Annotated in this window: 6 protein-coding genes; all 6 read right to left on the bottom strand. The window is 59.0% G+C overall.

The window, feature by feature from the left end; genetic code table 11:
- Positions 1-382 precede the first annotated feature (382 nt).
- The 6 genes from msrQ to PMM47T1_RS28000 all read right to left on the bottom strand — a co-directional run bounded on the left by msrQ (position 383) and on the right by PMM47T1_RS28000 (position 6,358).
- Entirely contained in the window at positions 383-973 is a 591-nt protein-coding gene (gene msrQ / locus PMM47T1_RS28025) for a protein-methionine-sulfoxide reductase heme-binding subunit MsrQ (RefSeq protein ID WP_008375611.1), read from the bottom strand.
- Positions 973-1,983 carry a protein-methionine-sulfoxide reductase catalytic subunit MsrP gene (gene msrP, locus PMM47T1_RS28020; RefSeq protein ID WP_008375610.1) on the bottom strand — a complete coding sequence of 337 codons (1,011 nt, stop codon included), beginning with the start codon at positions 1,981-1,983 and terminating at the stop codon, positions 973-975. The genes msrQ and msrP overlap by 1 nt, the downstream gene beginning before the upstream one ends.
- 49 nt (positions 1,984-2,032) lie before the next feature.
- Complete coding sequence (gene pssA, locus PMM47T1_RS28015; protein ID WP_008375609.1) at positions 2,033-2,890, bottom strand: CDP-diacylglycerol--serine O-phosphatidyltransferase; 858 nt, start codon at positions 2,888-2,890, stop codon at positions 2,033-2,035.
- A 147-nt stretch (positions 2,891-3,037) separates the two neighbouring features.
- Positions 3,038-4,054 (bottom strand): ketol-acid reductoisomerase, encoded by a 1,017-nt coding sequence (ilvC, locus tag PMM47T1_RS28010; protein WP_008375608.1) that lies wholly within the window; start codon positions 4,052-4,054, stop codon positions 3,038-3,040.
- An 85-nt stretch (positions 4,055-4,139) separates the two neighbouring features.
- Positions 4,140-4,631, bottom strand: coding sequence for an acetolactate synthase small subunit (ilvN, locus tag PMM47T1_RS28005; RefSeq protein ID WP_008375606.1), 492 nt, complete (start codon positions 4,629-4,631; stop codon positions 4,140-4,142).
- A gap of 2 nt (positions 4,632-4,633) precedes the next feature.
- Entirely contained in the window at positions 4,634-6,358 is a 1,725-nt protein-coding gene (locus PMM47T1_RS28000; RefSeq protein WP_008375605.1) for an acetolactate synthase 3 large subunit, read from the bottom strand.
- Positions 6,359-6,620: the final 262 nt, after the last annotated feature.

Raw genomic sequence — 6,620 nt, 5'->3', positions numbered from 1 at the left:
GCTTTCGACGTTAAGATCGAAACCCTCCAGAACTGCTTACTTCGGTTAACTCTTTGAAACTCAAGGAGTTTTCCGTTTGGTCTGCGCCGGAAGTGGGGCGAATTATAGATAGATCTGAGGGGGCGTCAAGCTTTGATTTCAACAAATTGCCATAAAGATCAAAAGCATCCCAAAGGGGACCCTATAAAGGCCACCAGGTGCATGCCTGGGGATCTTCAAGCCTCACAACATCGAGCGCCGCCCGCGCGACGCTTCGCGGCCAGAGGCCGCTCCCACGTTGGTTGCAACGTGCCCCACGGGGGATGGGTCTCGATTTCAAGGGTGCTAGAGAAACAACGGCTGGCACTTGGCGGCCTTAACGCACCTCCACGACATGCGCCCTTCACACCACCCGCGCAATCCGCCGAGCCACCCCAGGCACCCTAACCACCATCAACAACACCCCCACCCCCGCATAAACCACCCACTCCTTCAAATCAGCCCGCACCACCCACAAGAAATGCAACAACCCCAACCCCAACACCACATAAGCCAGCCGATGCACCACCTTCCACCGCCGCCCCAATCTGCGCTGGCTATACCGATTGGACGTCACCGCCATCACCAGCAAACAGGCAAACCCCAACGCCCCCACAATAATGTAAGGCCGCTTGCGCAACTCAACCCCCAACTGTCCCCAATCCAATCCGAGCACGAAGAACAAGTAGGCCGCCAGGTGCATCACCACATAAGCAAAGCACCACAAGCCCAACTGTCGGCGCACACGTATCCACCCCGGCCACCCCGTCAGCCTCTGCAACGGCGTCATGCACAGGGTCACCATCAGCAACACCAGCGTGCCCAACCCCAGGCGGTCGACCAGCACTTTGCCCGGATCAGGCCCCAGGGCGAAAATCCAGGCTTGGTACACCCACCAGAACGGCCACACACCGGCCACCAGAAACACAGCTAACCGCCACCACAACAGACGCATCAATAGTTCTTCCGCAGATCCATACCCGCATAAAGAGAAGCCACCTCCTCCTCATACCCATTGAACATCAAGGTGTCACGTACATTGGGGCTGAACAGCCCGCTGGGCAGCCGACGTTCGCGGGCCTGGGTCCAGCGTGGGTGATCAACCTTGGGGTTTACGTTGGCAAAGAAGCCGTACTCGTCAGGGGCAATGTTCTGCCACGTGGTCACAGGCTGTTCGCTGACCAGGCTGATGCGCACAATGGACTTCACCCCCTTGAAGCCATACTTCCACGGCACCACCAGGCGCAGCGGCGCGCCGTTCTGGTTGGGCAGTTCACGGCCATACATGCCTACGGCGAGGATGGTCAGCGGGTTCATGGCCTCGTCCAGGCGCAGGCCTTCTACATAGGGCCATTGGATCAGCGCAAAGTCCGAGCGCTGGCCGGGCATGACGGCCGGATCATTGAGCGTCTCGAAACGGATGTATTTGGCCTTGCTGGTGGGCTCGACCTGCTTGAGCAGCTCAGCCAACGGAAAACCCAACCATGGAATGACCATGGACCAGGCCTCCACGCAACGCATGCGATAGATGCGCTCCTGCAGCTGATGGGGCTTCATGAAGTCTTCCAGCGCATAACGCCCAGGCTTGCCGACCTCACCATCAATAAGCACGGTCCACGGCTCGGCTTTCAGCGCACCGGCATTGGCCGCAGGGTCACCCTTGTCGGTACCGAATTCGTAGTAGTTGTTGTAGTGGGTGGCGTCCTTGAACGGGGTGATGGCTTCCCCTTTCACGGTCATGGCCTGCCACTGAGTGTGCGGCAGCTTCTCGCTGAACCAGCGCGGGGCCTGGCCGGCTTCGACGTCACTGTATAAGGAAGGATCGGCCGCTGCCATACGCGGCAAGCCCGTCGCGGCCAGGGCCAGCATGGAGCCACCCAGTAAGGTGCGACGTGAAAGGTAGGAAACGTGAGGGGTGACTTCGGACTCTTTACAGTCCGAAGCCTTTGCAAGCTTGATCAGCATAAGCACTCCGCAGTCTGGCTGTCACAGCGTCAGACCACGAAGTATGAGCTTATTCGGCAGCTTTGTGCCGGCTCTTGCGCAGCAGGTACTGGATAGGACCGGACGCTGCGTAGCAGAGGAAAATCAGCAGCAGGATGCGCGGCGGGTCGCTGAACACCACGGCGAACACCAGCACCACAGCCAGGATGGCCACGAAAGGCACGCGGCCCTTGAGGTCCAGCTCCTTGAAGCTGTTGTACTTGATGTTGCTGACCATCAGCATGCCAGCGGCAGCCACCAGCAGCGCCACCAGGAACGACAGTTTCGAACCCTGGATGCCGTAGTCGCTGAACGCCCATACCGTACCGGCGACCACGCCGGCAGCAGCCGGGCTGGCCAGGCCGATGAAGTAGCGTTTGTCAGCCTTGCCGACCTGGGTATTGAAGCGTGCCAGGCGCAATGCAGCACCGGCCACGTAGATGAAGGCAACCATCCAGCCCACCTTGCCCATGTCACCCAATGCCCAACCGAACGCCAGCAACGCCGGCGCCAGGCCAAAGGCGACCATGTCGGACAGCGAATCATATTCGGCGCCAAAGGCGCTCTGGGTGTTGGTCATGCGTGCCACGCGGCCGTCCAGGCCATCGAGGACCATGGCAACGAAAATGGCAATGGCGGCAAAGGAAAAGTACTTGGCGGCATCGACGGAGTTGCCGGCGCTCAGTGCACTTTGCGCGCTGATGGAATTGATGATCGAGTAGAACCCGGCAAACAGGTTTGCCGTGGTAAACAGGTTGGGCAGCAGATAGATGCCGCGGTGCCGGACTTTACGCCCTTCTGCGTCATGTCCTTCTTCGACATGTTCATCGATCGGCAGCAGGCTTTCGGCGTCAGAGGCCGTGTGCGGCTCTTCGGGACGTTCGCTCATGGACAATACCTTGCAACGGTGTGGAAAGTTTCGACAGACGTCTGCGACGAGGGTTCGACCGCAAACGTTGCAGCTTTATACCAGAACCTGACCACCATAACGAAAAAACGCGGCCGAAGCCGCGTTTTCATCGCAACAAGCCTTGAATCAGTTCTTGGCTTTGTCGACGATTTTATTAGCCGAGATCCACGGCATCATCGAGCGCAGTTGCTCGCCGATGATTTCGATACCGTGAGCGGCGTTGTTGCGACGCTTGGCGGTCATCGATGGGTAGCCAGTGGCACCTTCGCTGATGAACATCTTGGCGTATTCGCCGTCCTGGATGCGCTTCAGAGCGTTACGCATGGCCTGACGGGATTCGGCGTTGATGACCTCAGGGCCAGTCACGTACTCGCCGTATTCGGCGTTGTTGGAGATCGAGTAGTTCATGTTGGCGATACCGCCTTCGTACATGAGGTCAACGATCAACTTCAGTTCGTGCAGGCACTCGAAGTAGGCCATTTCCGGCGCGTAGCCAGCTTCAACCAGGGTTTCGAAACCGGCTTTCACCAGTTCAACGGTACCGCCGCACAGAACGGCTTGTTCGCCGAACAGGTCGGTTTCGGTTTCGTCCTTGAAGGTGGTTTCGATAATGCCGGTACGGCCGCCGCCAACGCCCGAAGCGTACGACAGAGCGACGTTCTTGGCGTTGCCCGAAGCGTCCTGGTAGATAGCGATCAGGTCAGGGATACCGCCGCCCTTGACGAACTCGGAACGCACGGTGTGGCCTGGGGCCTTTGGCGCGATCATGATCACGTCCAGGTCAGCGCGTGGCACGACCTGGTTGTAATGAATGGCGAAACCGTGGGAGAAGGCCAGGGTAGCGCCCTTCTTGATGTTCGGTTCGATTTCGTTCTTGTACAGCTGCGATTGGAACTCGTCCGGGGTCAGGATCATGACCAGGTCGGCAGCAGCGACGGCGGTAGCCACGTCGGCAACTTTCAGACCGTGGGCTTCAGCCTTGGCAACAGTAGCCGAGCCCTTGCGCAGACCGACAGTGACGTCAACACCGGAGTCTTTCAGGTTGCACGCTTGAGCGTGACCCTGGGAGCCGTAACCGATGATGGCAACTTTTTTGCCCTGGATGATGGACAGGTCGCAGTCTTTGTCGTAGTAAACTTTCATGAAATTACCCCTGTTATCTTGGCCTGTGGCCATACGCTAATTTGGTTGAGAGTGGCGAGCCTGCCCGCCACCTTTACTGCCTTGTTCAGATGCTCAGCACTTTGTCGCCGCGGGCAATACCGGTCACGCCGCTTCGCACGGTTTCCAGGATCGAGGCGGTGCCAATGGCCTGGATGAAGCTGTCGAGCTTATCGCTTGTACCGGCCAGCTGCACGGTGTAAACGCTGCTGCTGACGTCGACGATCTGGCCGCGAAAAATATCCGTGGTGCGCTTGATCTCGGCACGCTGGGCGCCGGTAGCCTTGACCTTGACCAGCATCAGTTCACGCTCGATGTGAGCGCTTTCCGACAGGTCGACCAGCTTGACCACTTCAATCAGCTTGTTGAGGTTCTTGGTGATCTGTTCAATCACTTCATCCTGGCCAACGGTGGTCAGCGTCAGACGCGACAGGGTCGGGTCTTCGGTGGGCGCCACGGTCAGGCTTTCGATGTTGTAGTTGCGCTGCGAGAACAGGCCGACCACACGGGATAACGCACCCGGTTCGTTTTCCAACAGCAGGGAAATAATGTGCCGCATGATTAGGTACGCTCCGTCTTGCTCAGCCACATATCGCGCATCGAACCGTCTTTGATCTGCATCGGATAGACGTGCTCGGTAACGTCGACCTGAATGTCCAGGAACACCAGACGGTCCTTCATGGCGAAGGCTTTCTCCATCATCGGCTTCAAGTCTTTCAAGTCGGTGATACGCATGCCGACGTGGCCATAGGCCTCGACCAGCTTGACGAAATCAGGCAGCGATTCCACGTACGAGTGCGAGTGACGGCCACCGTAGCTCATGTCCTGCCACTGGCGAACCATGCCCAACACACCGTTGTTGAGCAGGATGATTTTCACCGGCAGGTCGTACTGCAGGCAGGTGGACAGCTCCTGGATGTTCATCTGGATGCTGCCTTCACCGGTCACGCAGGCAACGTGCGCATCGGGGAAGCTCATCTGCACGCCCATGGCGGCAGGCAGGCCGAAGCCCATGGTGCCCAGGCCGCCGGAGTTGATCCAGCGGTTAGGCTTGTTGAAGCGGTAGTACTGGGCCGCGAACATCTGGTGCTGGCCAACGTCCGAAGAAACATAGGCGTCGCCGCCAGTCACTTCGCACAGGGTTTCGATAACGGTCTGTGGCTTGATCAGGCTGCCGTCGCCCTTGTTGTAAGGGAACAGGCCTTTGTCGCCACGCCACTCGTCAACCTGCTTCCACCAGCTGGCCACGGCTTCCTTGTTCGGGGTTTCGCCGATTTCCTTCAGGGTGGCGACCATTTCGGTCAACACGCTGTCCACAGGGCCGACGATAGGCACGTCAGCCTTGATGGTCTTGGAGATCGAGGCAGGGTCGATGTCGATGTGGATAATCTTGGCGTTCGGGCAGAATTTGCTCGCGCCGTTGATCACGCGGTCATCGAAACGTGCGCCCACGGCCAGGATCACGTCGGCGTGGTGCATGGCCAGGTTGGCGGTGTAGCTGCCGTGCATGCCCAGCATGCCGACGAACTGACGGTCCATGCCCGGGTAGGCGCCAAGGCCCATCAGGGTGTTGGTGACCGGCAGGTTCAGCAGTTGGGCAAGTTCGGTCAGTTGCGCCGAACCGCCACCCAGAATCACGCCACCGCCGGCGTACATCACTGGACGCTTGGCAGCCAGCAGCATTTCCACGGCCTTGCGGATCTGGCCGGAGTGGCCGCGTACTGCCGGGCTGTAGGAGCGCAGCTTGGCTTTCTTCGGGTAGACGTATTCGAACTTCTCCGCCGGGTTAGTCATGTCTTTCGGGATGTCGACAACGACAGGCCCCGGCCGACCGGACTGCGCCAGGTAGAACGCCTTCTTCATGACCTCAGGGATTTCCGAGGCGTGCTTGATCATGAAGCTGTGCTTCACGATCGGCCGGGAGATACCGATCATGTCGGTTTCCTGGAACGCGTCGGTACCTACCAGAGTGGAAGCAACCTGACCGGACAGCACGACCATGGGGATCGAGTCCATGTAGGCCGTGGCGATGCCGGTGATGGCGTTGGTCGCGCCCGGGCCGGAGGTCACCAGTACCACGCCGGCCTTGCCGGTGGCACGGGCATAGCCGTCAGCCATATGGGTCGCGGCCTGCTCGTGACGAACCAGGATGTGTTCCACTTCCGGTTCTTTGAACAGGGCATCGTAAACATGCAGGAGAGCACCACCAGGGTACCCGTAGATGTGCTTAACGCCTTCGTCACGCAAAAAGCGGACGACCATCTCAGCGCCAGATAAAAGCTCCACGTTGTTCACCTCTAAAACGCCAGAATACCGCTCCATGGGAACGGGTCTTAATAGGTTTACTGCCAGCAGAGCATGAGCGACGGTGGTCGCCGACTACGTCAGCACTGACTGAGCAAGTATTGGGACTTCCCCAAAGTGTTGCGGGGGTTTCCCACCCAGCGCGAGGTAACGCGTTGCGGGTGTAACAGGTCGGCGCGGGTATGCGCCTCATGATCTGCCGAGCGGGTCTGCTTCTGGCAGTCCCTCTACAGCGGACTTACGA

Source organism: Pseudomonas sp. M47T1 (genome assembly GCF_000263855.1).
Taxonomy (GTDB): domain Bacteria; phylum Pseudomonadota; class Gammaproteobacteria; order Pseudomonadales; family Pseudomonadaceae; genus Aquipseudomonas.
The sequence above is the reverse complement of the archived record's forward strand: the minus strand, read 5'-3'. Positions and strand labels throughout refer to the sequence as shown.